A 25,022-nucleotide genomic window follows, 5' to 3' on the forward strand; every position below is an offset into this window, starting at 1 on the left:
GTGCGCCACTTCGGGTCGGGTGGCGAGCAGGGCGTCGTCGAGTTGCGGGGTGAACGTGCTGGGCGTCGGCGCGGGCGTGGGCTGGCGGGTGAGCGGCAGGGCGGCGGCCTGCCAGGCGGTCATGCCGCCGTTGAGAATGGCAAGATGCTTCAGTCCCAGCCATTTGAGCGTCCAGTAAACGCGGGCGGGCGCGCCGAAATCGCTGGGGTCATCCCCGCTGGCGACGAGCACTACGGGTGTTTCGGCGTTCAGGCCCAGTCGCCGGACGAGAGCGGTGAACCGAGGCAGCGGCAGGAGCTGGCCCGGATTGCTGGAGGGGCCACGCCAGTCGGCATAGGGAGCGGCAAGTGCTCCGGGAATGTGCGCCACGTTGGCCGCTGCCGCATCGTCGCGAAGGTCGATGATGCGCACCTGCGTAGGTTGAGTGGCCAGGGCTTGCGCCGAGATCAGCGGGCCGAAAGTCTGCGCCGTGCCCGGCGCGGATGGCGCGGATGGCGCTGCGCTGACGCCTTGTTGCAAGGCCCAGGCGGCGAGCAGCCAGCCCAGGGCGCAGATGCGGCACAGACGTGACCAGGCGGAACGGCGAGGGGGGTGAAGAGAAGAAGGGGCGGGGGACGGCGTGTTCATGCACCGCATTCTGGAAGTCCGGCGGCGAAAACGGAAATACAGAGTTGTCATGCGCATCCAACCGCAGGGCATATGAGATCAGCCCGCCGGACCATGCGCTCTGCGCAGTGCTAACCTGTTTTCTCATACCCATCGCAGAGTGGAACCCATCATGCACGCCCCAAGCCATCCAGACCGGGTTACGCATCCGGCGCCTGAAGTTCGTCATGGCTGACCCCGACCAGGCGGATCGCCCCAGCGCAGAATGGATCGACCAGTTGCCAGCCTGTGTAGCGATGCTGGTGGGCGATACCGTGCGTTACGCCAACCCCGCGGCGCTGCGGCTGTTGCGGGCGCGCCAGCCGTCCGACGTCATCGGGCGTGAGGTCGATGTTTTCATTCACCCGCTCGACCTGCACCGCGCGCTAGCGCGGCTGCGTCACGCCGAGGGTGGCGGCATCAACCCGGTCACTGAAATTCGCGCCTACACCTGCGACGGCCAGCCGCTAATGCTGGCCATGAGCAGCGCCATCGTGGTGGTGGACGATGAACGCGCGGTGCTGGCGACCTTTCTCGACATGACCGAGCGCGCCGCGATGGAGCAGCGCCTGCGCCAGACCGACGAAGATTTCCAGCGCATGATGAACACCATGCAGGATGTGTTCTACCGCACCGATGCGCAGGGCATTACCCGCTACGTCTGCCCGGCGGTGAAAAACGTGCTGGGCTACACCGCCGAGGAAATCATCGGCCTGCCCGCTGCGGCCTTCTATCCCGACTTGTCAGAGCGCGACGCCCTGGTGGCCGAGATCCGCAAGCACGGTGCGGTGCATGATTTTCCGGGGCGCATGCGGCGCAAGGACGGGGTGATCATCGACATCTCCATCAGCACCCAGGCCTTGCGCGACGAGCAGGGCAACTACGCCGGGGTCGAAGGCATCTGGCGCGACATCAGCGAGCGCAAGGCGCTGGAGCGTCGGCTCGAACATCTGGCGACCTTCGACAGCCTGACCGGCATCCACAACCGCTCCAGCATTCTGGGCATTCTCGAGCGGTTGTTGCAGCGCAGGGCGCCGCTGTCGGTGCTGTTGCTCGATCTCGACTATTTCAAGCGTATCAACGATGGATTCGGCCACGCCGCGGGCGACCGGGTGCTGTGTCGCTTCGTCCGGATCATCGAGGGCGAAAAGCGCAGCCGCGACTTTTTCGGACGGCTGGGCGGCGAGGAGTTTCTGTTGATTCTCGACGGCGCGGATGAGGCCGAGGCGGGGCAGATCGCCGAGCGTCTGCGCGCTTCGGTCAGCGCCGAGGCCATCGCCTTGGCCGAGGGCGAGGCGGTGGCGCTCACCGTCAGCATCGGCATGACCCAGTCGCGCCCGGGCGATCAGCGCACCGCCGATGTGCTGGTGCGCGCCGACCGAGCGCTCTACCGCGCCAAGCAGATGGGGCGCAACTGCGTGTGCGGCGAATCGTCCCAAGGGGGCGCCTAAGAAACACGCCGGGCCGCCCCAAGTGTTTCGTTGCCCCCTGGGGGAGAGCCGCGTGCAGCGCGGCTTTCGGGGGGGCTAATATTCGTTTTTCACCCCGCCGGCCAGGGCGACAAAGGCCCGCGCGGCGACGGCCACGAACGGCCGCAGCCACCACGGCGCCCGCGTGCGCAGACGGTCGGGCGTGTTGATGGGCAGCGACTGCGCGATCTGGCTTTCGATATGCGCGCCCAGTTCCAGCGCGAAGGCGCGGTCGAGCACGGCGAGATTGGCTTCGAGATTGACCAGCAGCGATAGCGGGTCGATGTTGGAGCTGCCGACCGTGGCCCAGTCGGCATCGACCACGGCGACCTTGGCGTGCAGATAGGCGGGGGTGTATTCATAGATATGCACCCCGGCGCGCAGCATTTCGCCGTAGAGCGCGCGCGCCGCCCACGCCGCCATGCGGTAATCGATACGGCCTTGCAGCAGCAGCTCGACGCGCACGCCGCGTGCCGCCGCATTTTTCAGCGCCTGGCGAAACTCCAGCCCCGGATAGAAGTAGGGGCTGACGATGAGCACGCGGTTGTGGGCGCGGTTGATGGCGCGGATGTAGCTGTGCTCGATGGCGCGGCGCTGCGAGAAGTTGTCGCGCACCACCAACGCGGCCAGGCTTTGCGCGAGGGTCTGCGGAGTGGGGCGGGGTGCGGGTGTGCGGGGCGCGGCCGCTGTGGCGCTGCTGGGCGGCAGTGGCGCGCCGTCTTCGTCGGCCACGGGCATGTCGCTGCCCCAGTCCAGCAGTTCCTGCCAGTAGGCGCGGCGGTTGGGTGAGGTGTCGAACACGCCGGGGCCGGGCAGTTTGCGCAGGCGGCGCTGCAGGCTGCCGGTGAGCACGGTGCGCAGCCATAGTCGCTGCATCACCCACTGCGTCTGGCGCGCGAGATGGCCGTGGTATTGCACCGCATAGTCGAGCCGGGGCTGCGCGCTCCAGCCATGGTGAATATCGAGTCGGTCGTCGATGAGGTTGATGCCGCCGATGAAGGCGGTGTGCGCGTCCACCACGCACAGCTTGCGGTGCAGCCGCCGCCAGCGTCCGCGCTGCACCACATCGAGCCATTTGCGCCAGGGACGAAACACCATGAACTCCACCCCGGCTTCGGTGAAGAGGCCGGAGAGCGCCTCGACACTGCGGCTCGAACCCAGCCCGTCCACCAGCACCCGCACCTGCACGCCGCGCCGCGCGGCGTCGCACAGCGCGCTGGCCAGAGTCATCGCGGCCTCGTCGGTATGAAAAATGTAGGTCTGCAGCCAGATGCTTTCGCGGGCCTGTTCGATGGCCTGTTGCATGGCCGGGAATAGCGCGCTGCCGTAGGGCAGCAGCCGCGGGGCGGCGCCGCCGGTCCAGCGCAGCGGTTCATCGAGAGGGTGGGGCAGCGAGTCGGCTTGCAAGGACGGGGCAGGCAAGGGGCTGCGCTCGGGCTACGCGCTCACGCGGCGATGGGCGCGGACGCAGCGGCGGCCGGGTCGTGCAGGGGCGACTCGGGGCAGTCTGGCTGGTCGCAGCGCAGCGAGGCCAGCAGCGGCGCGTGGTCGGACAGCCGCGCCCAGGCGCGACCCCAGCCCAGACCGATTTCGCTGGCACTGAAGGCCCGGGCGTAGATGCGGTCGAGCGGCATCAGCGGCAGCCGCGCGGGATAGGTGCGCACGCGCTTGCGCCACGAGGTCTTGCCATTGGTCTTGAGTGGCGGCTCGCTCACATCGACCAGGCCTTGCTGCAGCAGTTGCGGGCCGATGCGGCCGTGCCAGTCGTTGAAATCGCCCGCGACGATGAGCGCCGCCTGCGCGGGCACCCGCGCCGCGATGTAGTCGAGCAGGCGATCGGTCTGGCGCTGTCGGCTGGCGGCAAACAGCCCGAAATGCACCACGATGCAGTGCAGCGGCCCGCCCTTGGGCAGCGCCACCTGCACATGCAGCAGGCCGCGTTGCTCGAAGCGGTGGTCCGATACATCGCAGTGGGCGATGTCGATGATGGGATAGCGCGAGAGCAGCGCATTGCCATGTTCGCCATGCCGGGTGCAGGCATTGGTGCGGTAGGCCGCGTGCATGTTCAGCGCCTGCGCCAGAAAGTCGTGCTGCGGCAGCGCGGGCCAACCGCTCAGTCGGCGCGCGTTGCGCTGATGCAAAAACTGCACCTCCTGTAGAAAAACCAGATCGGGCTCAAGCCCCTGCAGCGCCGTCTGCAACTCCAGAATGCTGGCGCGCTTGGCCGGGCCGTGGCCGAGCACGCCTTTGTGGATGTTGTAGGAGGCGACGCGCAGTTCCATGACCGGGCCTGTTCAGCGCGAAGGAAAGCGCCGCGGCAACTGGCGGATCGCGTCGGCGTTCGAGGCCGAAAAGCAGCGCTTGGCCGCCTCCTGCCACGGCAGCCAGGCCCATGCGCGGTGTTCGCGTGCGGCCAGGGTGACGGGAGTGCCTGCGGGCACTTCGAGGCTGAACACATGCTCGGTGTTTTTCCAGATGCCCGCCGGGTAGCGATGCCGCCACAGCGGATAGATTTCGTACACATTGGCCAGCCGCCAATCGCGCAGCGCGGATGACGGCACGGCGCTGCCGCCTACCTGGATGCCGGTTTCTTCGGCCACTTCGCGCAGGGCGGTGTCCATCAGGGGTTCGCCAGGGGCGTCGATGCTGCCCGTCACGCTTTGCCAGAAGCCGGGCTGCAGCGCGCGCTCGATCAGCAGCACATCGAGTACGGGAGTGTGAATCACCACCAGCACCGAGACCGGAATCTTGCGTCCGGTCTCGGACGGGGAGAAGGGGGACTGAGTCGTTGCATCCATGACCCGCATCTTAAGGAAGTCAGGCTGCAAACGCTTGCTTGCCGCGCCCTCGTTTCTTGCGACCTTTGCGCAAGACAAAAACCCAAGCCCCGGCGGGCAGGGGCTTGGGTCTTCAGGCAACGGGGAGTTCCCGTTGATGAATTACAGCGTCTTCTTGGAGAAGTACCAGTCGGTCACTTCCATGCCCAGGGAAGCGCCCTTGGCCACGCGCTCTTCAGCGGCGGCGGAGGTCTTCGGCGGGGGCACGATGACCTTGTCGCCCGGGCACCAGGCTTCCGGCGTGGCCACGCCGTGCTTGTCGCTGGTCTGCAAGGCTTGCAGCAGACGCACGAACTCGTTGATCGAGCGGCCGTTGCTCATCGGGTAGTACACCATGGCGCGCAGGATGCCGTTGGGGTCGATGAAGAAGGTGGCGCGCACGGCCTGGGTGTCGGCGGCGCCGGGGTGGATCATGCCGTAAGCACGGGCCACGTCCATCTTCAGGTCTTCGATGATGGGGAAGGGAATGTCCACGCCGAAGTGCTGCTTGATCGAACGCACCCAGGCCAGGTGGGCGAAGATCGAGTCGATCGACAGGCCGAGCAGCTCGCAGTTCATCGACTTGAAGGTCTCGGCTTCACGGGCGAAGCCCATGAACTCGGTGGTGCACACCGGGGTGAAGTCGGCGGGGTGCGAGAACAGGATCAGCCACTTGCCCTTGTAGTCGGCCAGGGTGCGGGTGCCGTGGGTGGTGACGGCGGCGAAATGGGGCGCCGGCTCGTTGAGACGGGGCAGGCCGAAATTTTCAGTGGTTTGTTCCATGGTTGAGGTCCTTGTTGTGGGAAGAAAACATGCGGCGGGTGTGCCGTTGAGAAAGAAGTCTAGGGAAAACCCGAAAATTGATCCAATCGATTGTCACAATCGAACAGTTAGGGAAAACATATAACGAAACTGACGCTCTGAAAAACTGAATGAAAGGCATTGTGCGAGGCCTGATCGACTTGGTTGTGACAGGCCGCTAACCCGCGTTGGCGACGGGGCCTAAATAGCGTGAACAGGCCCTAAGGGAAACACCAATTCCACCCAGGTGCCGCGGCCCGAAGGCGGCGCGGCGCTTTCCGCGGCTTCGTCGGTGGGCGCGCTGGACGGGGTGCGGTCGATGTTGCGGCGCCAGGCGATCTGGCCGCCCAGGGCGCGGGCGCGGATCTGCATGCTGGTCAGGCCATGTCCGGTGGCGGCATGCTGCGGATCGATGCCGATGCCGTCGTCGAAAACGTCCAGCCGCATACGGGTCGCATCGACGATGCTCAGTCGCACTGAAACGCGGCTGGCGCGGGCGTGGCGTATGGCGTTGCTCACCGCCTCTTGCAGCAGGGCGCGCAGGTGGTATTGCTGCGCGGCATCTTGCGGGGGCAGGCGAGCGGCGCTCAGCCCACCGATGAGTGGAGGCGGCCAGTCGAGCGCCATACCGGCTGCGGCCAGACGTTGCGCGGTTTCCGAGCGGATGTCGGCGGCGAACTCTTCCCACGGCTGCACCGCCTGCCGCAGCCCGCGCACGATGGCGCGTAACTGGTCGATGGTGGTCATCAGCATGGCCTGCTCGCGCTCGCCGTGCACCAGATGGCGCAGGGTGAGCAGCTTGGCGCCGATGTCGTCGTGAAGATCGCTGGCGATGCGGTCGCGCTCTTGCTGCACGCCGGTCTCCAGCGCGTCGCGGCCCGCCGCGGCCTGGTTGAACAGGGTCACGAGCGAGGTGGCCAGGTCGGCGTCGTTCACGGTGAACAGGCGCTGGCCGGCGCTGCGACCCTGCAGACGGCGCGCGGCCAGACCGCCTGCCGGGGCGATGCGCAGCTCCATGCCGTCCTGCGCCAGACCGGGGGCGGTGTCGGCCTCGCTTGGCGGCATCGGCAGGTTGTGCAGCGGCTGGTACAGCCGGTCGAGCAGGCCGAGCCAGCGGCGCTCGCGCTCCAAGGTCTGCGCGGTGAAGGCCACCGAAATGATCTCGGGCAGCAGCTTGTCGATGGGCGGCAACTCGCCCTGCATCATGCGGCCCCACAGCCATTGCCGCATCGGCAAATACAGCAGCCCGGCCAGCAGCAGGGTGAGGATGAGTGACAGGTCGTGGCGCCAGTTCAGCAGCAGCACCAGCAGCATGTCGAGCACGACGATCAGCCCCAGCCCCAGCACCCACAGCAGCAGCCGGTAGGCCCAGCGGTCGAGGTCGAACAGGTGATAGCGCCCGACCCCCAGCGCCAAGCCGAGGTACATGGCGAGAAAAAAACCGAAGGCATAGCCCTGCTGCATCGGCGTGAACACCCCGATCATTCTCGAACCGAAGGTGAAGACGACAAAGGTGAACGCGCCCAGCATGGCCGAGAGCATGAACCAGCGCAGCGCGGCGCGGTCGGCCGCGCGCATGGCGCTGCGCCGCCACTGCACCACGGCCAGCGCCACGGCCAGCAGGATTTCGAGCAGCAGCGGAATGCGCACTCCCCAGCTCACGTTGGGCGCCAGCCGCGCGGCATCCATCGCCCACCAGCCCACCACGATGATGGGCACGGGCCAGAGCCACTTCGCCGCAGCCAGTCGCGCTGGGTACACCAGAAACAGCGCGGCCAACGCGCCGCCGAACCCCAGCGCGCCCAGATGATTGATGGCCGATAGCAACTCGAACAGACCGCCGGGCAGCGCCAGTTCGCGGGTGCTGTAGATCGCGGCCGAGTATGTGTTGGGTAGAAACAGCAGCCCCGAGAGCGCCAGCAGCCGCCCCGGCCAGCCCTTGGGTTTGAGCGCATAGACCCAGGCGCCGACGAGCAGGGCCACGCCGCCGCAGAGCAACTGGAACCAGAACACGAAAGGCAGACTGGCGAGCGGACGGTTGGGTAGGGGTGTGACGGCCTGCTCGAAGACCTGTCCGGCAGGGTCTTGCCAGCTCAGTAGCAGGGGGCGCGCCTGCAGCGCGGCGATCTGCGTTTGACGCTGAAAAAAGCGCTCGACTTCGGCGTAAGTGTCGAAATAGTCAGGCTCTTCGATCAGGTCGCTGGGCTGCAAGGCCACGCGCTGCCCGCCCGCGCTGATCGACAGCAAGCGCGAGCCTTGAGCGATGGCCGCGGCGGGGCCGTTGCGAGCGACATGCAGCACCTCGATGCCCGGGCTGTACGCATCGGCGCGGGACGAAAGGGTGAGCCCCAGCCAGGGTTGATTGAGGGCGATGTACAGCGCCGTGGTGACCCCCGCGAGGGTCAGCAGCAAGGCCGCCATCAAAATGCGGGCAGAACGGGTTTGCGGCATCTGCATGATGGGCGGATTGTCGCCCACCGCGCGCCTGCGGCGTCAATCGGGGCGGGATCGGGTGACGGCGGCTTCGAGCGCGGAGATGAAGCGCGCGGCCACATCGCAGCCGGATTGCTGGGTGATTTCCTGAAAGCAGGTCGGGCTGGTGACGTTGATCTCGGTGAGCTTGTCGCCAATGATGTCGATGCCCACCAGCAGCAGACCGCGTGCGGCCAGCACCGGCCCCAGCGCGCGGGCGATGGCCCAGTCGGTCTCTGAGAGCGGCTGCGCCACGCCCAATCCGCCAGCGGCCAGATTGCCGCGTGTCTCCCCGCCTTGCGGAATGCGCGCCAGGCAATAGGGCACGGGCTCGCCGTCGATGATGAGCACCCGCTTGTCGCCCTGCGCAATGGCGGGCACGAAGCGCTGCGCCATCACGGTGGTGGCGCCAAAGGCGGTGAGGGTTTCGATCACCACGTTGAGGTTGGGATCGGGGCTGCCATCGGCCTGCTGCCGCAGGCGAAAGATGCCCGTGCCGCCCATGCCGTCGAGCGGCTTGAGGATGATGTCGCCATGCTCACCGTAGAACGCCTTGATTTCGGCCGCGCGGCGGCTGACCAGAGTGGGAGTAATGAACTGCGGAAACTCCAGAATGGCGAGCTTTTCCGGGTGGTCGCGCAGCGCCCGGGGGCTGTTGAACACCGCCGCACCTTCGCGCTCGGCCTGCTGCAGCAGATGGGTGGCGTAGAAGTATTCGCTGTCGAAGGGCGGGTCTTTGCGCATGAGCACCGCATCCACCTCGCGCAAGGCCAGTGGGCGCTGGTCGAGCACGCGGTACCAGTCGTGCCCCGACGTGGCCCCGGTGAGTTCGATGCGGCGGCAGACGGCGGTGACTGGCGCTGCAATCTCCCCCTCCCAGCCTCCCCCACTGCGTGGAGGAGGAGCGGGAGGAGCGCTTTCTCCCTCCTGCGCCGTGGAAAGGGTTGGGGTGGAGGCTCCGCCCCTCCAGTGCAGATCGGCGGCTTCGCAAACCCAGAGCACATGGCCGCGCGCCTGCGCCTCGCGCATCATGGCGAAGGTGGTGTCCTTGTAAATCTTGAAGGACGCGATCGGGTCGGCGATGAACAGCAGCTGCATGATGTTGTCGGGCCGAGGCTCAGCCCAGCTCGGTCTCGGGGTCGGTGCGCTCCAGCTCGTAGCTGGCGGCCACCATGGCCAGACGGGCGATGACGCCGTACATATAGAAGCGGTTCGGCCCGTTGGTGCCGGGGGCCGCTTCCGGGTGGGTGACGTTGAACTGTTCCTCGAATGCCAGCGGCACGAAGTGCATGCCGGGGGCGTTGAGATTTTCATCCGGCCCGCGGTCGGCGTGCACGCGGTAGAAGCCGCCGACGACATAGCGGTCCATCATATAAACCACCGGCTCGCACACGGCCTCTTGCAGCCGCTCGACGCTGGGCACGCCTTCCTGAATCAGCACTTCGCTGACTTCCATCCCTTCCTTGACCACGCTCATTTTGTTGCGGGTCTTGCGGTTGAGGTCTTTCACCTCGCTGGGGTCGCGCACGGTCATCACGCCCATGCCGTAGGTGCCCGCGTCGGCCTTGACGATGACAAAGGGCTTTTCCTGAATGCCGTATTCCTTGTACTTCTTGCGCACCTTGGCCAGCACGCTGTCGACCGCTTCGGCCAGACAGTCTTCGCCGTGGCGCTCGTGGAAGTTGACCTTGCCGCATTGGGCGAAGTAGGGGTTGAGCATCCACGGATCGACGCCGATGAGCTTGGCGAATTTTTTCGCCACATCGTCATACGCGTGGAAGTGCTTGGACTTGCGCCGCACGGCCCAGCCGGCATGCAGCGGTGGCAGCAGGTATTGCTCGTGCAGACCCTGCAGGATGGGGGGGATGCCGCCCGACAGATCGTTGTTGAGCAGGATGGTGCAGGGGTCGAAGTCTTTCAGCCCGAGGCGCAGTTTGTTGCGGATCAGCGGCTCCACCACCAGCTCGCCGCCCGACGGCAGCTTGAGGTGCATGGGTTCGGTGACCGTCTCGTCGAGCGACCCGAGACGCACGTTCAGCCCGGCCTGACGGAAGATGCGCATCAGGGTGTGCACGTTTTCGAGGTAGAAGGTGTTGCGGGTGTGGTTCTCGGGAATCACCAGCAGGTTCTTGGCCTCCGGGCAGATTTTCTCGATGGCGGCCATGGCGGCCTGCACCGCCAGCGGCATCATCTCCGGGGAGAGATTGTTGAAGCCGCCGGGATAGAGGTTGGTGTCGACCGGCGCGAGCTTGAAGCCGGCGTTGCGCAGATCGACCGAGCTGTAGAACGGCGGGGTGTGCTCCATCCATTCGAGGCGGAACCAGCGCTCGATGGAGGGCTGCGCCTCCAGGATGCGCTGTTCGAGTTCGAGGACGGGATCGCCCGAGGAGGTGATGAGATGCGGGATCATTGTTCTGTTTGCAAAAGCGGGGACAGCCCCGATTCTTGCAGACGCAGCGCAAACGCGCTGAGCTCCCGCATCTGCCCCGGTTCAGGCGCCGTTCGTCATCCAGCCCCAGCGCTGAAAAATCGCCGCGCCTTGCGGGCTCTGCAAAAAGGCGATGAACTGCTGCGAGGCGGGCAGCTGTTTGCCGCGCGTGGTCGGGGCGATGCCGGTGTCGCGGTAGATGCGGTAAGGCTCTTCCACCGCCACCTGTTCGGCCAGCTTGGGGTTGGAGACCTGCCAGATATTCCAGATCAGCCAGGCGTCGATGTCGGGCTGGTCGATCCAGGCCTGGCGGGCCAGCGCGCTGTTGGCTGGATAGGCGACGATGTTCCTGCGCAGCGCGCGCACGGTGCGGATGTCGCCCAGGCGACCGGCGGCGTCTTCCCAGACCCCGTTCTGTCCGGCGCCGTTGACCACGAGCACCTTGATGCCAGGTTTGAGCAGATCGGTGAAGCCGGTGATGTGCTTGGGGTTGCCCGGGCGCACCAGAATGGAGAGCGGCCGCAGGTAGAGCGCAGTGACGTCGGCACTGTCGAGCTGGCCGTTCATGGCGGTGACGAAGTCGCTCATCATGGTTTCCGATCCGGAATAGATCAGGTCGGCGTTGGCCCGGGCGGCGTCGATCCACTTCGGGGTGGGGCCGGCGGTGACTTCGACCTTGATGCCCGTGGCTTTCTCGAAGGCCGTGGCCGCTTCTTTCATGGCGGGCGCCGGGCCGCCCGGGCCGTACACCTTGAGCGACGGGGCGTTGTCCGCCAGGGCCAGCGGCGTGGCCGAGGCCAGCAGCAAGCCGGCGCCCAGCAGGCTGGTGCGCAGCAGGGCGCGGCGTCCGGCGTCTGGGGTTTGGCCAGCGGTCGGGTTGGGTGAGGTGGGTTGGGTCATGAGCACTCCTGAACGTCGAAAAAAACCCGGTCGATCGACGCCAGAGCGTCGGTCTGCAGGGCGAGGGGAATCGAAAGCTGCGTCGCGAAGTCAGGCTTGCGGCGCGGCAGTGGAACCTGGCAGGGCGGATGGATCGTCGGCGGTGTAGCGCTGATAGAGCACGCGTGCTGCGTCGAGCAATTGGGCGCGGGGCAGATCGCCGGTCAGCGCGTAGCCCCATTGGCGATCCACCCAATAAAAGGTGGACGCCGGTTTTCCGGGCACGATGCGAAATGAAATCTCGGCGGTGGGCTTGGCCATGCCGCGCAGATAGACCGTGACGCGGTGGCCTTGCGCGTCCTGGTACATGAGCTGTGCGGCGGGTTTTCCCGGCATGCCGGGCAGCAGGCGGCCGCCCATGAGCACTAGGCCGCCGGGCAGGGTGTCGGGCGCCACGATGGGTCGCTGCAAGCGGCGCGACAGCCAGGTGGTCAGATCGCTGCCTTCGCGTACTTCCACCGGGCGGCGCGCGTCCGGGGTGTAGACGGCGTAGGCGAGTTCGGCCTGATGCACGAAGTGCTGCATGCCTTCGCTTTCGTTCTGCGCGGTGACCACGGGGCCGTTTTGCTGCAGCGCCTCCCGGGTGGCCAGGCTGCCGGCCGCCGCGCCCACGCCGATCCACAACACCACGGCTGCCGCGCGTACCCAGGGGCGCGCAGGCGGCGCGAGAGGTTGCAACAGGCGCGCGGGCACTGGCTCGTCGAGCATGGGAGCGAGTGCCTCGCGCAGCGCCAGGTTCTGCGCCTGCAGGGCGGCGATTTCCGCGCTCACGGAGCTTCGCGCGCCGTGCGGTGGCACATCGCCATTCAGGGCCAGCCGGGCTTCGTATTCCAAATAGCGCTCAACCTCGGCGCTGCGGGCCGCGTCGAGCTGGCCGTCGGCGTAGGCCATGAGGGTGTCGCGGTCGGGGCGTTGCGGATTCATCCCACACTCCTTTGCCCATCGATGACGCGCAAGGCAGGGCGCTGCGCTCCTTCACCGTTGGTGAGTTGCCAGAGCTGGCTGCGGGCGCGCGACAGGCGCGACATCACCGTGCCGGTGGGCACGCCGAGCGCCTTGGCCGCCTCCGTATAGCTGAGCCCTTCCACGGCCACCAGCAACAACACCTCGCGAAAGGGCACACTGAGGCGCTGGAGGGCGGCCAGCAGTTCGAGGGCTTCGAGGTGCAGCTCTTGCGTTGCGGCTTGCACTGGATGGGCGGCGTCTGGCAGATCGTCCAGGGACTCCGTGGCCTGCGCATTGCGCACGGCGCAGTGATCGACGAACAGGTTGTGCATGATGGAAAACAGCCAGGGCCGCACACTGCCCACCCCGCGCCAGAGCCCCCATTTGTTGACGGCGCGCTCCAGCGTGTCCTGCACCAGATCGTCGGCGTCGGCCATGCGTCCGGCGTGGAGCACGCGGGCATAGCGCCGCAGGTGCGGGATCTGCTCGGTCAGCAGTTGGTGGCGGTCGGCCATGGCGGCGGGAATGGGTGCGTGCGGGCGACGAGAATCAGTATCCGATCAGTATCCGCCTTTGCTGGCGAGCTTGGGGTCGATCTGCCAGATTTCATCGACCAGCTTGCCGCTGCGATAGGTGAGCACGTAGCGCACGGGAATGGCCGTTTTGCCCTGGAACACGACATCGGCCGTGACGGTGGCGCCCTTCGGGTTTGCCGCTTCCTGCAGATGCGTGATCTCGGCCTTGAGCGGGCCGTTGGCCTTGGTGAACTTGGTCCAGGTGGTCTTGATGGTGTCGGCGGCGGCGTAGCGGCCATCCAACGGGCCGCCGACCCATTCGAGCACGGCGTCCGGGCCGTAGCTGGCGGTGATGGCGTCCACGTTGCCTGCGGCAATCGCTTCGATGTGCGCGCGGGCGGCCTCGACGGGAGTGTCGGCGTAAGCCGACGGCGCGATCCAGAGCGCCGAGAGGGCCAGTGCCGCGGCGGCGAGGGTGGGGGTCAAGCGAGTGGCGGGGTTCATCATCAGCTCCGTTTGGGGTGGGGATGCTCCATAGACGGCCCGGCGCGGCGATTATTCCGCTGTCGAAAAAAAACCGCCCCATCGGGGCGGTTGGAACATCCTGGGGACAGGATGAGGAGACGCCTTCGGGTGCTGCGGCTGGCCGCCGCACCGTCCGGAAACTTTGACTCAGAGCACTTGCTCGCCGTGCAGGCTGATGTCCAGACCTTCGCGTTCCTGCTCTTCGGTGACGCGCAGGCCGATGACCCTGTCGATGACTTTGAGGATGATGAAGGTGACGATGGCGTCGTAGACGATGGTGAAGCCCACGCCCTTGGCCTGGATCAGGATCTGGGCCATATTGCCTTCCAGGGCGCCGGCGGTGCCGCCGATGGCCTTGACCGCGAACACGCCGGTGAGCATGGCGCCGACGATGCCGCCGATGGCATGCACGCCGAAGGCGTCGAGCGAGTCGTCATAGCCGATCATTTCCTTCATGTAGACCGCAGTCCAGAAGCACACCACGCCAGCGATCAGGCCGATGGCCAGCGCGCCGCCAGGGCCGACAAAGCCGGACGCCGGGGTGATGGCCACCAGGCCGGCAACCGCGCCGGAGGTGATGCCCAGGATGGTGGGTTTGCCGCGGGCAATCCACTCGGCGAACATCCAGCCCAGTGCGGCAGCAGCGGTAGCGATCTGCGTGGCAGCCATGGCCATGCCGGCACGGTCGCTGGCAGCTACGGCGGAACCGGCGTTGAAGCCGAACCAGCCCACCCACAGCAGCGAGGCACCGATCATGGTCAGCACGAGGTTGTGCGGCGGCATGGCTTCCTTGCCGTAGCCGATGCGCTTGCCCATCACCAGCGCAGCCACCAGACCGGCGATACCGGCGTTGATGTGCACCACGGTGCCGCCAGCGTAGTCAAGCACGCCGTCGCCGCCGAGGAAGCCGCCACCCCACACCATGTGAGCGATCGGGGCGTACACGGCCAGCAGCCAGATGCCCATGAACCACAGCAGGGCCGAGAACTTCATGCGGTCTGCAAACGATCCAACGATCAGCGCCGGGGTGATGATGGCGAAGGTCATCTGGAAGGTCATATAAGTCGACTCAGGAATGGTCGGCGCCAACGGGTTGGCCGAATCCAGGTCCATGCCGCCCAGGAAGAATCGGCTCAATCCGCCGATGAACCCATTGCCCGGCGTGAACGCCAGGCTGTAGCCGATGATCATCCACAGCACGGTCACCAGACAGGTGATGGCGAAACTCTGCATCAGCGTGGCGAGCACATTCTTCTTGCGCACCATGCCGCCGTAGAACAGCGCCAGACCGGGAATGGTCATCATCAGCACCAGCGCGGTGGAGGTCAGCATCCAGGCGTTGTCGCCGGAGTTGATGAAGGCGGCCGGATTTGAGGCGGCAGCGGCCGGGGCGGTCTGCGCCCAGGCGCTGCCCATGCCGAGCAGCATCGCGCCGAGCGCTGCGGGAATAGCGAGACTTTTTTTCATGTCGGATTCCTCATGGAGGGAGTCAAAGGGCGTCGCCGCCGGTTTCACCGGTGCGGATGCGAACGACCTGTTCGAGCGCAGAGACGAAGATCTTGCCGTCGCCGATCTTGCCCGTGCGGGCTGCGGTTTCGATCGCTTCGATGGTGCGTTCGACCAGGGCTTGCGGCACGGCCGCCTCGATCTTCACCTTGGGCAGAAAATCGACCACGTATTCCGCGCCGCGGTACAGCTCGGTGTGGCCCTTTTGCCGACCAAAACCCTTGACTTCGGTGACGGTGATGCCCGTCACCCCGATGCCCGACAAGGACTCGCGCACCTCGTCGAGCTTGAACGGCTTGATAATGGCCGTGATCATTTTCATGTGTGGCTCCTTCAGAGGGCCCGAAGGCCCGTGGGATCAGAACGAGTAAACGGCCATCAACTCAAGCGAGCTTTGCTTGGTGGTGGGGGAGCCGTCTTTTTTGGTGAAGATCGCGGTGTCGGACTTGTCTTGGCGCACTTCGGCGGACAGCTTGACGTTTTTCATCGGCGTGTAGTTCACCGCCAGAGTCAGCTCCTTGAGCTTGTTGGCGGTGCCGTTGGTTCCAGAGACCATGCCGTCCTTGTCATCGACGTATTCGCCGCGCGCTGCCACGCCCCATTCGCTCGTCAACGCGTAGGTGGCATACAGCGCCAGGCCGTTGGACTTGCCGGTGCCGGTGCCGCCGCTCGCCAGGGGCACGTCATCCTTGGACAGCAGGTCGACGTTGGCGCCCAGGGTCAGCGCGCTGTTGACATTGAAAGTGCCGACAAGATCAAGCAGTTGCAGCACGCCGTTGGTCGAGCCGCCGAACAGCGGCGACTGGCCGCGGTAGTAGTCCGCCATGTAGGAGAACATGGAGTTCGGGCTACCGCTTGCGCCCAGTTCAATGGTCTTGGAAGTGTTGCTCGGCTGCGGGCTGACCCAGCCGTTGTTCACGCCGCCAATCAGGGTCAGCGCAGGCGACACGGCGTAGCTGGCGCGCACGCCGGTGAGCGAGCCGGGTTCCATGTCCCAGAACAGAATGCTGCGCGACACCGTGGCGTTGCCCATTGGGTTGGTGACCTCAAAGCCGGCCAGCGAGCCGAACTTGCCGCCCATCAGGGTGAGTCCGCCGGTGGCATATTGCACGAAGGCGTTGTTCAGGTAAAACGAGTTGCTGCCGTTCAGTGCCTTGGCGTCGTTGCCGCCGAGCACGGTGACTTGGCCACCGAAACCTGAGCTGGGCAGGTAAGCCACAGTTGCGGCGGCGCCGTTGGCATTGAAGCCATTGGGCTTGGTGTCATAGGCGCGCAGCAGGGTCGACGAGGTGTCGAAGTCGTCGTAAGTGCCATAGACATAGCCGGTAATGCTCAGGTCAGGGGTGGCGGCGAGCACCGCACCCAAGCTGGGAGCGGCAGGCGCTGCGGGGGCGGGGGTGGTTTGTGCCGACGCTGCGCCCGCGGTGCTGGCCAGAACTGCGGCGACGGCCGCGGCGATTGCGATTTTGTTCATCCAAGTTTCTCCTGTGCGTGCTGCCGGGCAAGACGCCCACCATCAAATGCCAGGGAGCATCTGCAGCTTTCGTGCCAGGTTTGTGAGGCGATGTCACATCGTTGTGACTGGTTTGGCGTCCACGGAGAACGGAATTCATGCACCGGTTCAGTGCGGCCGGGAGAATTGGCGCCGCATGGGTGCATTCGGTGGCCGGTCAATCCTTGGCAAGACGCAAGAACGCAATAGCCTGCTGCATGTCGGGCGGGGGAAATCGGTCACAATGCGCACCAGGAGTCATTTCAGGAGTTCCACCATGAACGACAGCTTTCGCCAACGCAATACCGCGTTTTTCGACCAGATCGGCCGCTTGATCGAACAGTCGCCGCTGCACGATGCGCAGCGCAATTTGCGCGCACTGGCGCATTCCGCCGCGGGGCGGCTCGATCTGGTGACGCGCGACGAGTTCGACGCCACCCAGCGCATGCTGCTGGCCGCGCGCCAGCAGATCGATACCCTCGAAGCCCAGGTGCGCGAACTGCAGGCCCGGCTGGACAACGGGTCGCAGAGCGCGCCCGCGTCGCCCGAAGACGCCTGGCGCTGACCCGCGCCCATGTCGCTGGCGCAAGTCGCCAGCCGGGCGCTGCTGGGCATGGAGGCGCCGCCGGTCACGGTGGAGGTGCATCTTTCGCCCGGTTTGCCCGGCTTCACCATCGTCGGGCTGCCCGAGGCCGAGGTGCGCGAGGCACGCGACCGCGTGCGCAGCGCGCTCATCAATAGCGGGCTGGGTTTTCCGTCGAACAAGCGCATCGTCGTCAACCTGGCGCCGGCCGATCTGCCCAAGGAGTCCGGCCGCTTCGATCTGCCCATTGCCATCGGGCTGCTGGCAGCGCAGGGGCTCATCCCGGCGCAGCGTCTGCAAGGGCATACTTTCGCAGGAGAGTTGTCGCTCACCGGGGCGTTGCGCCCTACGCGGGGAGCGCTGGCCATGGCATGTGCGCTTGGGGCGCAAGGGGACGACGAGGCGGCTGAGCCTCGGCTGGTTTTGCCTCAAACCAGTGCTGAAGAGGCGGCTTTGGCGCAAGCCGCGGCTGTTTTTGGTGCGCGTGATCTGCAGGAGGTGGTGGCCTATCTGCTCGAACAGGACGGCGCCGCGCAGCCGGTGATATCTGCCAAGGTTGAGGCCGCGCCTGCCGACGCGCCCGACATGGCCGAAGTGCGCGGCCACAGCGCGGCGAAACGCGCGCTGGAAATCGCCGCCGCCGGGGGACATCATGTGCTGATGGTGGGGCCGCCGGGCAGCGGCAAGTCCATGCTGGCGCAGCGCTTTGCCGGGTTGTTGCCCGCCTTGACCCGTGCGCAGGCGCTGGAGAGTGCGACGGTGCTCAGTCTGGTGGGACGCTTCGATCCGACACAATGGGGGCGACGTTTTGTGCGCAGCCCGCATCACACCGCGTCGGCGGTGGCGCTGGTGGGCGGCGGCGCGGGGACGATCCGGCCCGGCGAAATCAGTCTGGCCACGCAGAATGTTCTTTTCCTCGACGAACTCCCCGAATTCGACCGCGCCGTGCTGGAGAGCCTGCGCGAACCACTGGAGACCGGGCGCATTCATATTTCCCGCGCGGCGCGGCAGGCCGAGTTTCCGGCGCGGTTTCAGCTCATCGCGGCGATGAATCCCTGTCCCTGCGGCTATCTGGGGCATGCCACCAGGGCCTGCCGCTGCACGCCTGACCAGGTATCGCGGTATCAGGGGCGTATCTCCGGCCCCTTGCTCGACCGCATCGACATTCAGGTCGAAGTCGGCGCCATTGCGCCTGACGCGCTGCTGCAGTTGCCGCAAGGCGAAACCAGCGCACAGATCGCCGCTCGTGTGGCCATAGCCGCTGATCGGCAGCAGTCGCGGCAAGGGGCACTCAATGCCCAGTTACAGGGCGCTGAACTCGATGAGCACTGCGCCCTCGACACCGCCGGCAGCGCGTTTCTGAGCCAGGCCATCACCCGGCTGGGGTGGTCTTCGCGTGCGGCGCATCGGGTACTGCGGCTGGCGCGCACCATCGCCGATCTGGCCGGGTCGCAGCGCATCGGTTTGCCTAATCTGGCCGAGGCCATGCAGTTGCGCCGCGCCTTGGCATCGGAGTGATCTGAGCACAAAAAAAAGCCAGGTGCTTTGCGCACCTGGCTGGAAATGCCCGGATCGGGGGGAGAGTCTGTAGAGCAGACTACCGGGCAACTTGGAGGGCCACAGGATCGAGCATGAACTCAAGCCACGTAGCACCAGTTCTGTTCAGGAAAAAAGCAAAAAGTTCAGCCCATTTTGTAACGCTCTATCTTTCCCGTCAATCATCCGCGAACAGTGTGGCGACCCCCCGTAAACAGGCGGTGTTTGGCCGTTAAGAAATAGCGTGGGCAGACTTTATTGAATCGGGTTGAGTCCGCCGTCGGCGCCAATCTGCACACGCTGCCCCACGGGCGGGGCGACCTTGAGCTGCATCGTCTGTACCTGACCGTTGTCCAGGCGGACTTGCACGTTGTAGACAGTCTGCGCATCCACCCGTTTGGCGATTTCGTTGCCCGCGAGGCCGCCGCCGATCGCGCCAGCCACGGTGGCCAGCTTGCGTCCGTCACCGCCGCCGACCTGATTGCCCAGGATGCCGCCGATGAGTCCCCCGGCGATCACGCCCACCGGGTTGGTCTGCTGCGACTGCACCTGCACCGGCGTGACCGCAGTCACCGTGCCGCAGTTATTGCAGACGGGCTGTTGCGGTGCGGCCGGAATAGGCGCGGTTTGCGGTGCAACTTGTTGAGGAGCGAACTGTTGCGGCGCGAAGGTCTGCGGCGCGGCCGTCTGTTGTGCCACGCGGGAGGGTTGCGGGGCGACTACGGGCTGTTTGACCACAGGCTGGGGCGCGGGCGCCTGGGCCGATTCGGCGGCGGACCTTGGGGCGAGGCCTGTTGCCACGACTGGCGCGCTGGCCGGTTGCGACGCAGCGGCCAGTGGTTTGGTGGGGACGGCCACCGCTGAGGCTGCGGCGACTTCGGGTTTGCTGCCCGAGCTATCGCTGAGCTTGTAAAGCACCGCGGCCAGCAAGGCCACGATGACGGCGCCCATGACGAAAACCGCGATCCAGACGCCTTTTCCCGTCGTGGCTGGGCCTTGCGGAGGAATGGATGACATATTGCTCTCCCGTGATTCCGATGAAATGTGTGCGTGGTTAACGCGGCAGACCGCCTATTTGACGACAGCCGCCCGCAGCGCTGCACATCAGTGGCCGCTGGCCTCCAGCGCCTGATCCAGGTCGGCGATCAGGTCTTGCTGATTCTCGATGCCGATGGACAGCCGCACCATGTCCTCGCTCACCCCGGCAGCAGCCAGCTCCTGCGCGTTGAGCTGGCGATGCGTGGTCGTGGCCGGATGGCAGGCCAGCGACTTGCAGTCACCGATGTTGACCAGCCGGGTGAACAGCTTGAGCGCATCCTGAAAACGCGCCCCGGCTTCGCGACCGCCTTTGAGCCCGAAGCTCAGGATGCCCGAGGCGCGTCCCTGCATCAAGCGCTGGGCGACGTCGTGATCGGGATGGTCCACCAGCCCGGCGTAGCGCACCCAGGCCACCCGCGGATGCTTTTGCAGGTGCGTGGCGATGTGCAGCGCGTTGGCGCAGATGCGGTCCATGCGCAGCGGCAGGGTTTCGATGCCTTGCAGAATGAGAAAGGCGTTGAGCGGGGACAGCGCCGCGCCCATATTGCGCAGCGGCACCACGCGGGCGCGGGCGATGAACGCGGCAGCGCCGAACTGCGCTGTGTAGCTCACACCGTGATAGCTCACATCGGGCTCGACCAGCAGCTTGAAGCGGTCGGCGTGCGCGGCCCAGTCGAACTTGCCGGAGTCGACGATGGCTCCGCCCATGCTGTTGCCGTGGCCGCCGAGGTATTTGGTCAGCGCGTGCACCACGATGTCGGCGCCGTGCTCGAACGGACGGCAGAGGTAGGGCGAGGGTACGGTGTTGTCCACGATCAGCGGCACGCCATGGGCGTGCGCCACCGCGGCGAGCGCGCCGATATCGGTGACGTTGCCCAGCGGATTGCCGATGGTTTCGCAAAACACCGCGCGGGTGCGGGCGTCGATCAGCCGGGCGAAGGCATCGGGGTCGCGCGGGTCGGCGAAGCGCACCTCCAGCCCTTGCCGCGGAAAGGTGTGGGCGAACAGGTTGTAGGTGCCGCCATACAAACGGCTGCTGGAGACGATGTTGTCACCCGCCTCGGCCAGGGTTTGAATCGCCGCGGTGATGGCAGCCATGCCCGAGGCCACCGTCAGCGCCGCCACGCCGCCTTCGAGCGCTGCGACGCGCTTTTCCAGCACGTCGTTGGTCGGATTCATCATACGGGTGTAGATATTGCCCGCGACCTTCAGATCGAATAAGTCGGCGCCGTGCTGGGTGTCGTCGAAGGCATACGACACCGTCTGGTAAATGGGTACGGCGACCGAACGGGTCACGGGATCGGGGCTGTAGCCGGCGTGGACGGCCAGGGTTTCGAATTTCATGGGGAGGTCTCCGGTCGATATGGGTCAAAGCCCAATGTGGGTCAAAGCCTAATGGGCATTTGACGCAAATCCAAGGATCGAATCGTTTGAAGCTTATGCCTCTTGATCTGCAGCGACGCGAGGATTCAAGGCCGCCTGCTTGCGCTGCTGCGTCTGGAAGTAGGCCGATGGCGTGGTGCCCAGCGCCTGGCGGAAGGTCTTGATGAAGGCGCTCACACTGTCATACCCCAGAGACAGCGCCACATCCTTCACCGCCCGGCCCGTGGCCAGCCATTCCAGCGCCTGGGTCAGCCGCGCCCATTGACGCCATTGGGCGAAGCTCATGCCGGTTTCCAGCACGAATTTCCGGCTCAGCGAGCGGGCGCTGATGTCGGCCCAGCGCGCCCACTGCTCCAGGGTGCGCGGGCTGGCAATATTGCCCAGCAGGGCGCGGGCGATGCTCAGCAGCCGGGCGTCCTGCGGCCAGGGTAGTTGCAGCGGGCGGGCGGGCGACTGGCGTAATTCATCGAGCAGCACCAGCAGCAGACGCATGCGGGTGAGATCGAGCGGGGCGTCGTGCGGCCAGCTCAGCGCCTTTTGCAGCACCAGCGCCACCAGCGGGTTGACCGGGTAGCTCGTCGGTTCGGCCGGCAGATCACCGCAGAACTGCGGCGTGAGAAAGGCGCCGAAACCCGCGGTCGGCCCGTAAGACTGCACCGCGTGCTCCACGCCGGGCGGCATCCAGCCGATGGTCTGCGAGGGGGAAAGCTGGCGACCCTGCGCGGTTTCAACAATGACCAGACCCTCGGTGAGCAGAAACAGCGTGCCGCGGGCGTGGCAATGGGTCTGCGGGTCCATGGCGAGCTGATTGCGCACATTCACCGCGATCAGCTCGGCGCCGCCCAGGTGATTGATGCGGTCGAGCAACTCGGCCTTGCTGCATTCACCATCAGTGGACGTCGGCGCGGTGTGGGGCATCGTGGCGTTTGTGTGGCGTGTTTGCGATATTCATTGGCATACTAAAGCAACCCGGCCATATCGTCCTCCCCTAGCATCCGCCTCGTTCGTCCCATGCAATCGGGGGAGCGCGCCCGGCAGGAATCGCAAGCGCATCCTAGAATCAGTCGGCTTTTGATCCGCAGCGCCCTGCTCCCGGGCGCATCGCGCGGTGAAAATCGTCAGGTTTTTCTCCCCCCATTGCCTTCCGCCTCTCCGGACCGCCTTATGCAGAATTTGCCCGCGACCCCTCGCGTTTTATGGATTGCCCTTGGCGCCGCCCTGCTTGGCGGCTGCACGACGGTCGGCCCCGATTTCCATACGCCCAAGGCGCCCTCGGTTCAGCAATACACCCGCCATGCCTTGCCCGCGCAGACCGCATCGGCCCCCGGCACGCTGGGCGGGGCGCAGCGCTTCCAGACGGTCGAGCGCATCGCGCCCGACTGGTGGCGGGTCTATGGCTCTTCCCGCCTCGATAGCTTGGTGGACGCGGCGCAGCGCAGCAGCCCGACGCTGGCCGCCGCCGAAGCCACCCTGCGCCAGGCGCAGCAGACTTACCAGGCGCAGGCCGGTTCCACGCTCTATCCCACGGTCAATGGCAAGCTCGGCGCCAACCGCAATCAGACCAATGCGGCGTCTGTCGGACAGAGCAGCAGCGCCACAAACATTTTCAACCTGTACAACGCCAGCATTGCGGTCAATTACAACTTCGACCTGTTCGGCGGCAACCGCCGCGCGCTCGAAGCTCTGGCCGCGCAGGCCGACTATCAGCAGTACCAGCTCCAGGGGGCCAAGCTGACCCTGGCGGCCAATGTGGTCACGGCGGCGTTCACCCAGGCGCAGCTTGGGGCGCAGATCGACGCCACCGAGACCATCCTCAAGGCGCAGCAAAACCAGCTCGATATCGCCCGCAAACGCTTCGCCCTCGGCGCGGCCGCCCGTACCGATGTGCTGACGCTAGAAACTCAGGTGGAGCAGACGCGCGCCAGCGTGCCGCCGCTGCGCAACAAGCTCGAGCAGACCGATCATCTGCTGGCCGTGTTGCTCGGCCAGGCGCCGGGCGCGGCCGATATTCCCCGTTTCACCCTGGCCGACTTCACCTTGCCGCAAACGCTGCCCGTCGTCGTGCCGTCCGCGCTGGTGCAGCAGCGCCCGGACATCCAGGCCAGCCAGGCGCTGTTGCACGCGGCCACGGCCCAGTACGGCGTGGCAGTCTCCAACCTTTATCCGCAGATCAATCTCAGCGCCAGTCTGGGCACTCAGGCGCTCACCATGGGTGCCTTGTTCGGCCCGGGCTCAGCGGTTTGGTCGCTGGCCGGCAGTCTGGCTCAACCCCTGTTCAATGCCGGTTTGAAGGCCGGTGCAAACGCGGCCGAAGCCAGCCTGCAAGCGGCCGGAGCCAACTATCAACAGACCGTGCTGCAAGCCTTGCGCAATGTGGCCGATGCCCTGCGCGCACTCGACAACGACGCGCAGACGCTGCAGGCGCAGGCCGCAGCCGATACGGCAGCGCAAGAGTCGCTCAAGCTCGTCGACCAGCAATACCTGCTGGGCGCCGCCAGCTATCTGCAGTTGCTCACCGCGCAGCAGCAGGCGCAGCAAACCCGCATCGGCCTGATCTCGGCCCAGGCGCAGCGTCTGGCCGACAGCGCGGCGCTCTATCAGGCCATGGGCGGCGGTGTGCTGGATGAGCAGAGCGCCCCAGTCGCCGCTGCGTCGGCCAGCAAGTAAGCCTTCAATATTCCCTCGGCATTCCCGATCAGCCCCCCTACAAAAGCCAGTACACGGAGTTCACAGATGACCAAAGGCACCACCAAGCGCATGATCATCATGCTCATCATCGCCGCCGTCCTGATTGGGGGGATGGTGTGGTTCCAGCACTTCAAGAGCACCATGATTGCCAAGGCGATCAAGGGCATGTCCAACCCGCCGCAGACGGTTTCGACCATCGTGGCGCAGGAGTCATCCTGGCAGCCCACGGTCGAAGCGCTCGGTAATTTGCGCGCCAGCCAGCAGGCCTCGCTCAGTCCGCAAATCGCAGGAGTGGTCACCGCCATTCATTTCCGCTCTGGCGAGAAAGTGCGCGCAGGCCAAGTGCTGGCGCAGATCAACGACGCCCCGCAGCGCGCCCAGCTCGCGCAGCTGCAGGCGCAGGTGGGGCAGTTGCAGGCCCAGCTCAATCTGGCGCAAATCACTCTGGCGCGAGACGAAGCGCAGCTCAAGGTGCAGGCCATCAGCCAGGCCGTGGTTGACACCGACCGTGCCAATGTGACCAGCGTGCAGGCCCAACTCAAGGCGCTGGCCGAGCAGATCAATGCGCAAAAGGCGGTGCTGGCGCAGGCCACTGTCACCGCGCCGTTCGCGGGCGTGCTGGGCATTCGGCAGGTCAACCTCGGCCAATATCTGGCGCCGGGCACGGCGGTGGTCACGCTGCAGGCGCTCGATCCGATGGACATCGACTTCACCGTGCCGCAGAACCAGATCGATCTGGTGCATGTGGGCATGAAGGCGGAGCTCACTACCAACGCGGCGCCCGGCAAAACCTTCGAAGCCAAGGTCATTGCGGTCGAGCCGCAGATCAACACGGCCACGCGCAACCTCACGGTGCGCGCCCGCATTCCCAACCCCAAGGGCGAGTTGCTGCCCGGCGTGTTCGCCACGATACGACTGACCGATGGCGAGCCGCACAACTACATCACCCTGCCTAACGCGGCCGTGGCCTACAACCCGTATGGCGCGACGGTCTTTCTGGTCAAGGATGAAGGCAAGGGCGCCGACGGCAAACCCAAGCTGGTGGCCGAGCAGCGCTTCATCACCACCGGGCTGACGCGCGGAGATCAGGTGGCCGTGCTCAGCGGGCTGAAGGCCGGTGACACCGTGGTGACCGCCGGGCAGCTCAAGCTGCGCAATGGCGTGCCGGTGCTGATCAACAACAGCGTGCAGCCGTCGGACAACCCCAACCCGCAAGTGCCCAATTCCTGAACCGGCTAGAG

23 protein-coding genes are annotated in these 25,022 nt (G+C 66.0%); 5 read left to right on the top strand and 18 right to left on the bottom strand.

What is annotated here, in order from left to right:
* On the bottom strand, window positions 1-627 hold a 627-nt coding region (locus ABT24_RS02295; protein WP_286737307.1), incomplete at its 3' end, for a sulfurtransferase.
* Between the two features lie 206 nt (window positions 628-833).
* Here ABT24_RS02295 and ABT24_RS02300 point away from each other — a divergent pair.
* Window positions 834-2,096 carry a sensor domain-containing diguanylate cyclase gene (locus tag ABT24_RS02300; protein ID WP_276729611.1) on the top strand — a complete coding sequence of 421 codons (1,263 nt, stop codon included), beginning with the start codon at window positions 834-836 and terminating at the stop codon, window positions 2,094-2,096.
* A 75-nt stretch (window positions 2,097-2,171) separates the two neighbouring features.
* Here ABT24_RS02300 and clsB read toward each other — a convergent pair whose 3' ends face one another.
* From clsB to ABT24_RS02370, 14 genes are all read right to left on the bottom strand, one after another.
* Window positions 2,172-3,536, bottom strand: coding sequence for a cardiolipin synthase ClsB (gene clsB / locus ABT24_RS02305; protein WP_276729608.1), 1,365 nt, complete (start codon window positions 3,534-3,536; stop codon window positions 2,172-2,174).
* A gap of 23 nt (window positions 3,537-3,559) precedes the next feature.
* Window positions 3,560-4,396 (bottom strand): endonuclease/exonuclease/phosphatase family protein, encoded by an 837-nt coding sequence (locus tag ABT24_RS02310; protein ID WP_276729605.1) that lies wholly within the window; start codon window positions 4,394-4,396, stop codon window positions 3,560-3,562.
* 12 nt (window positions 4,397-4,408) lie between these two features.
* The gene (nudB, locus tag ABT24_RS02315; protein ID WP_286737308.1) at window positions 4,409-4,912 is read right to left on the bottom strand and encodes a dihydroneopterin triphosphate diphosphatase; all 504 of its coding nucleotides are present in this window, start codon (window positions 4,910-4,912) and stop codon (window positions 4,409-4,411) included.
* Window positions 4,913-5,053: 141 nt separating this feature from the next.
* Window positions 5,054-5,713: a peroxiredoxin gene (locus tag ABT24_RS02320; RefSeq protein ID WP_276729598.1), complete on the bottom strand. Its 660-nt coding sequence runs from the start codon at window positions 5,711-5,713 to the stop codon at window positions 5,054-5,056.
* 219 nt (window positions 5,714-5,932) lie between these two features.
* On the bottom strand, window positions 5,933-8,188 hold the full coding sequence (locus ABT24_RS02325; RefSeq protein ID WP_276729595.1) for a sensor histidine kinase: 2,256 nt from the start codon (window positions 8,186-8,188) through the stop codon (window positions 5,933-5,935).
* A 36-nt stretch (window positions 8,189-8,224) separates the two neighbouring features.
* Complete coding sequence (gene gshB, locus ABT24_RS02330; RefSeq protein ID WP_276729592.1) at window positions 8,225-9,301, bottom strand: glutathione synthase; 1,077 nt, start codon at window positions 9,299-9,301, stop codon at window positions 8,225-8,227.
* 19 nt (window positions 9,302-9,320) lie between these two features.
* Complete coding sequence (gshA, locus tag ABT24_RS02335; RefSeq protein ID WP_013107220.1) at window positions 9,321-10,613, bottom strand: glutamate--cysteine ligase; 1,293 nt, start codon at window positions 10,611-10,613, stop codon at window positions 9,321-9,323.
* Window positions 10,614-10,694: 81 nt separating this feature from the next.
* Window positions 10,695-11,465 carry an extracellular solute-binding protein gene (locus ABT24_RS02340; protein ID WP_276729693.1) on the bottom strand — a complete coding sequence of 257 codons (771 nt, stop codon included), beginning with the start codon at window positions 11,463-11,465 and terminating at the stop codon, window positions 10,695-10,697.
* A 156-nt stretch (window positions 11,466-11,621) separates the two neighbouring features.
* A complete protein-coding gene (locus tag ABT24_RS02345; protein WP_276729589.1) occupies window positions 11,622-12,494 on the bottom strand; it encodes an anti-sigma factor family protein in 873 nt (290 codons plus the stop codon).
* Entirely contained in the window at window positions 12,491-13,030 is a 540-nt protein-coding gene (locus tag ABT24_RS02350) for an RNA polymerase sigma factor (RefSeq protein ID WP_276729586.1), read from the bottom strand. Before ABT24_RS02350 ends, ABT24_RS02345 begins: the two co-directional genes overlap by 4 nt.
* 45 nt (window positions 13,031-13,075) lie before the next feature.
* Window positions 13,076-13,534, bottom strand: coding sequence for a nuclear transport factor 2 family protein (locus ABT24_RS02355; RefSeq protein ID WP_276729583.1), 459 nt, complete (start codon window positions 13,532-13,534; stop codon window positions 13,076-13,078).
* 168 nt (window positions 13,535-13,702) lie between these two features.
* Window positions 13,703-15,103, bottom strand: coding sequence for an ammonium transporter (locus tag ABT24_RS02360; RefSeq protein ID WP_276729691.1), 1,401 nt, complete (start codon window positions 15,101-15,103; stop codon window positions 13,703-13,705).
* Window positions 15,045-15,383 (bottom strand): P-II family nitrogen regulator, encoded by a 339-nt coding sequence (locus ABT24_RS02365; RefSeq protein WP_013124270.1) that lies wholly within the window; start codon window positions 15,381-15,383, stop codon window positions 15,045-15,047. The genes ABT24_RS02360 and ABT24_RS02365 overlap by 59 nt, the downstream gene beginning before the upstream one ends.
* A 36-nt stretch (window positions 15,384-15,419) precedes the next feature.
* The gene (locus ABT24_RS02370) at window positions 15,420-16,535 is read right to left on the bottom strand and encodes an outer membrane beta-barrel protein (protein ID WP_276729579.1); all 1,116 of its coding nucleotides are present in this window, start codon (window positions 16,533-16,535) and stop codon (window positions 15,420-15,422) included.
* Window positions 16,536-16,830: 295 nt separating this feature from the next.
* On the opposite strand from ABT24_RS02370, the gene ABT24_RS02375 reads away from it, so the two are divergent.
* A complete protein-coding gene (locus tag ABT24_RS02375) occupies window positions 16,831-17,118 on the top strand; it encodes an accessory factor UbiK family protein (RefSeq protein WP_013107212.1) in 288 nt (95 codons plus the stop codon).
* 9 nt (window positions 17,119-17,127) lie between these two features.
* Window positions 17,128-18,654, top strand: coding sequence for a YifB family Mg chelatase-like AAA ATPase (locus tag ABT24_RS02380; RefSeq protein WP_286737309.1), 1,527 nt, complete (start codon window positions 17,128-17,130; stop codon window positions 18,652-18,654).
* A 273-nt stretch (window positions 18,655-18,927) separates the two neighbouring features.
* Here ABT24_RS02380 and ABT24_RS02385 read toward each other — a convergent pair whose 3' ends face one another.
* From ABT24_RS02385 to ABT24_RS02395, 3 genes are all read right to left on the bottom strand, one after another.
* Window positions 18,928-19,689 carry a glycine zipper 2TM domain-containing protein gene (locus ABT24_RS02385; RefSeq protein ID WP_276729571.1) on the bottom strand — a complete coding sequence of 254 codons (762 nt, stop codon included), beginning with the start codon at window positions 19,687-19,689 and terminating at the stop codon, window positions 18,928-18,930.
* Between the two features lie 87 nt (window positions 19,690-19,776).
* A complete protein-coding gene (locus ABT24_RS02390; RefSeq protein ID WP_276729568.1) occupies window positions 19,777-21,054 on the bottom strand; it encodes an O-acetylhomoserine aminocarboxypropyltransferase/cysteine synthase family protein in 1,278 nt (425 codons plus the stop codon).
* A gap of 93 nt (window positions 21,055-21,147) precedes the next feature.
* Window positions 21,148-22,011 (bottom strand): AraC family transcriptional regulator, encoded by an 864-nt coding sequence (locus ABT24_RS02395; RefSeq protein ID WP_276729565.1) that lies wholly within the window; start codon window positions 22,009-22,011, stop codon window positions 21,148-21,150.
* Between the two features lie 246 nt (window positions 22,012-22,257).
* Between ABT24_RS02395 and ABT24_RS02400 the strand changes: the two genes are divergently transcribed.
* Both ABT24_RS02400 and ABT24_RS02405 read left to right on the top strand, forming a co-directional pair.
* The gene (locus tag ABT24_RS02400; RefSeq protein WP_276729562.1) at window positions 22,258-23,760 is read left to right on the top strand and encodes an efflux transporter outer membrane subunit; all 1,503 of its coding nucleotides are present in this window, start codon (window positions 22,258-22,260) and stop codon (window positions 23,758-23,760) included.
* 66 nt (window positions 23,761-23,826) lie between these two features.
* The gene (locus ABT24_RS02405) at window positions 23,827-25,011 is read left to right on the top strand and encodes an efflux RND transporter periplasmic adaptor subunit (protein WP_276729559.1); all 1,185 of its coding nucleotides are present in this window, start codon (window positions 23,827-23,829) and stop codon (window positions 25,009-25,011) included.
* Window positions 25,012-25,022 lie beyond the last annotated feature (11 nt).

This window comes from Thiomonas sp. SCN 64-16, from assembly GCF_001725585.1.
Lineage (GTDB): Bacteria > Pseudomonadota > Gammaproteobacteria > Burkholderiales > Burkholderiaceae_C > Thiomonas > Thiomonas arsenitoxydans.

Bases quoted from the DNA above. Each gene is read 5' to 3' on its own strand.
- ABT24_RS02300 (WP_276729611.1), top strand. From the start codon at position 834: ATGGCTGACCCCGACCAGGCGGATCGCCCCAGCGCAGAATGGATCGAC.
- ABT24_RS02310 (WP_276729605.1), bottom strand. From the start codon at position 4,396: ATGGAACTGCGCGTCGCCTCCTACAACATCCACAAAGGCGTGCTCGGC.
- nudB (WP_286737308.1), bottom strand. From the start codon at position 4,912: ATGGATGCAACGACTCAGTCCCCCTTCTCCCCGTCCGAGACCGGACGC.
- ABT24_RS02320 (WP_276729598.1), bottom strand. From the start codon at position 5,713: ATGGAACAAACCACTGAAAATTTCGGCCTGCCCCGTCTCAACGAGCCG.
- ABT24_RS02325 (WP_276729595.1), bottom strand. From the start codon at position 8,188: ATGCAGATGCCGCAAACCCGTTCTGCCCGCATTTTGATGGCGGCCTTG.
- gshB (WP_276729592.1), bottom strand. From the start codon at position 9,301: ATGCAGCTGCTGTTCATCGCCGACCCGATCGCGTCCTTCAAGATTTAC.
- gshA (WP_013107220.1), bottom strand. From the start codon at position 10,613: ATGATCCCGCATCTCATCACCTCCTCGGGCGATCCCGTCCTCGAACTC.
- ABT24_RS02345 (WP_276729589.1), bottom strand. From the start codon at position 12,494: ATGAATCCGCAACGCCCCGACCGCGACACCCTCATGGCCTACGCCGAC.
- ABT24_RS02350 (WP_276729586.1), bottom strand. From the start codon at position 13,030: ATGGCCGACCGCCACCAACTGCTGACCGAGCAGATCCCGCACCTGCGG.
- ABT24_RS02355 (WP_276729583.1), bottom strand. From the start codon at position 13,534: ATGAACCCCGCCACTCGCTTGACCCCCACCCTCGCCGCCGCGGCACTG.
- ABT24_RS02365 (WP_013124270.1), bottom strand. From the start codon at position 15,383: ATGAAAATGATCACGGCCATTATCAAGCCGTTCAAGCTCGACGAGGTG.
- ABT24_RS02370 (WP_276729579.1), bottom strand. From the start codon at position 16,535: ATGAACAAAATCGCAATCGCCGCGGCCGTCGCCGCAGTTCTGGCCAGC.
- ABT24_RS02375 (WP_013107212.1), top strand. From the start codon at position 16,831: ATGAACGACAGCTTTCGCCAACGCAATACCGCGTTTTTCGACCAGATC.
- ABT24_RS02380 (WP_286737309.1), top strand. From the start codon at position 17,128: ATGTCGCTGGCGCAAGTCGCCAGCCGGGCGCTGCTGGGCATGGAGGCG.
- ABT24_RS02385 (WP_276729571.1), bottom strand. From the start codon at position 19,689: ATGTCATCCATTCCTCCGCAAGGCCCAGCCACGACGGGAAAAGGCGTC.
- ABT24_RS02390 (WP_276729568.1), bottom strand. From the start codon at position 21,054: ATGAAATTCGAAACCCTGGCCGTCCACGCCGGCTACAGCCCCGATCCC.
- ABT24_RS02395 (WP_276729565.1), bottom strand. From the start codon at position 22,011: ATGCCCCACACCGCGCCGACGTCCACTGATGGTGAATGCAGCAAGGCC.
- ABT24_RS02400 (WP_276729562.1), top strand. From the start codon at position 22,258: ATGCAGAATTTGCCCGCGACCCCTCGCGTTTTATGGATTGCCCTTGGC.
- ABT24_RS02405 (WP_276729559.1), top strand. From the start codon at position 23,827: ATGACCAAAGGCACCACCAAGCGCATGATCATCATGCTCATCATCGCC.